Annotated in this window: 2 protein-coding genes; both read left to right on the top strand. The window is 43.8% G+C overall.

What is annotated here, in order from left to right; genetic code table 11:
* Positions 1–30: 30 nt before the first annotated feature.
* Positions 31–678 carry a response regulator transcription factor gene (locus AC1DUA_RS34900; RefSeq protein WP_477504103.1) on the top strand — a complete coding sequence of 216 codons (648 nt, stop codon included), beginning with the start codon at positions 31–33 and terminating at the stop codon, positions 676–678.
* Positions 671–2,059: a sensor histidine kinase gene (locus AC1DUA_RS34905; protein ID WP_477504104.1), complete on the top strand. Its 1,389-nt coding sequence runs from the start codon at positions 671–673 to the stop codon at positions 2,057–2,059. Before AC1DUA_RS34900 ends, AC1DUA_RS34905 begins: the two co-directional genes overlap by 8 nt.
* The last annotated feature ends 96 nt before the right edge of the window (positions 2,060–2,155 follow it).

Genomic DNA, 2,155 nt, shown 5'->3' on the forward strand with positions numbered 1-2,155 from the left:
TAGTAATGCCGCGTGAAAAGGAGGGGAAATATGAATTTGCTGTTAGCTGACGATGAACCACTTATGCTGCAAGTGATAAAAGCATATTTCAAGAAAGAAGGCTTTCAGACGTTTCTAGCGCAGGACGGCGAAGAAGCGATAAATTTGTTCTATCAACATAAAATTGATTTGGCCATTCTAGATTGGATGATGCCTAAGCGGAGTGGTATCGAAGTATGCAGGGAAATTAAGAAAGTGGGTCGAACCAAAGTGCTGTTGCTGACAGCGAAGGGGAATGTTGATGATGAATTCCTTGCGTTGCAATCAGGTGCGGACGACTTTGTTCGCAAGCCGTTTGATCCGCGGATTTTGTTATTAAGAGCTCAAAAGCTGCTGCAACTTGGAGCGCAAATGACGTTTGGTAACCTAACTGTCGATCTTGATGCACAGAAAGTATATCGAGATGGCAACGACGTTCAAGCGACACATAAGGAATTTGAATTAGTGAAGTATTTAGCATTTAATAAGGGCCAAATTATCACCCGCAAAATGCTGCTCGATCAAGTGTGGGGACTAGACTACTACGGGGAAGAAAGGACGGTTGACACCCACATTCGAAGGCTTCGTGAGAAGATAGGGGAGGGACGAATCAAGACATATCGGGGTATGGGTTACTCGCTGGTAGCGGACGATGAGTAAACTAAGCCGAAAGTTAATCATTAGGATAACCGCTGCACTCTGTGTTGTTTTCGTCCTTTCCTTCGCGGTGAATACCTACTTTTTGCCGAAGTTTTTTCTGTACCAGAAGAAGAATAAACTCGCAGAATTGTCTTCCGAACTCATTTCTATACCATATGGCTCATTGGTGAATCAAATTGGGGATATGGAGGAGCAGTACCAAGTTACAATTGTTTACACGACATTATCTGATTCAGTCGACGATGTGAATAATAAACTGCTGCTCCAATTCAATCGCAAAGGCATTGCACTGGGTAAGTTTTGGCTGACGGAGGAAGGTATTACGAAGCTGCGGAGCGGGGGACAGGTGAACAAAATTTATGATCAGGCAAAGCTGAAATCGAGTTTTCTGGTCAATTTCCTGTCGGTAGGCGGCTCTGTTTTCGCTGTCGGCGAGTCAATTAGTAATTCAGCAGAGACCATCCAAATCGTGAATTTATTCAATATGTATATATGGCTGGGCATGCTGATACTTCTTATCGTTCTGTCCGCACTCTATACCGCCAGAATCGTCAAACCGCTCGGCAAACTGAATGAGACTGCTGAAGCGATCTCTCATTTATCTTTTACAAAAGTAGACATACAAACAGGGGATGAAATAGAGTCGCTTGCGCGGAGCATTAATCGAATGWGCGATAATTTGGAAGAGGCACATAAGTCGCTGGAAGCAAAAAATGCAAATCTTCAAACGTTTATTGCGGATATTTCGCATGAATTGAAAACGCCGCTTTCACTGATCCGAGTCTATGCTAGCGGTATTCAAGATGGCTTGGACGATGGCACATATCCCAATGTCATTCAACAGCAGAGTGATGCGATGTCCATCCTGATTGACCGATTGCTTGAACTATCTCGTCTTCAAGAGGAGATATACCGTTATGAAGTTATCAACTTTAAGCAGCTGCTAAGAGAAACAATTGAAGCTTATCAAGCAGCCTATCATCAATGTGGCTTAGTCCTTGAAGCTAACATTGAGCTACCTACGGAAACATGGGTGAGGGCAGATCGTTCAAAGCTGGAATCCGTTTTTCATAATTGGTTTACGAACGCAATGAAGTACACAAGTGGTGTCAGCGTTACCGTTACATCGGTAATTAAGGGGGATGCTGTATTTTTTGAGATAGCGAATTCAACGGATTTAGGCGAGGACAGGCCATGGGAGCTTGTATGGGAACCGTTTTATGTCATGGAAAGTTCTCGTAGTAAACAATTCAGCGGTACCGGTCTAGGCTTATCCATTTCACGAACGATTCTACAAAAACATAACGCACAATTCGGACTCGAGGTTCGGGATGGCGTCATCGCGTTTCACTTTCAGATGCCACTATTTCCTCAGAAGTAGCGTTCGTATCTCAAACAACAACCCCTTAGAGGAATACGAGGGTTATTGAATAAAAAGACCCGCGGCTGCGGGTCTTTTTGTCGTGGACTCATGAAC

It is taken from the genome of Paenibacillus sp. 01T422 (genome assembly GCF_056398785.1).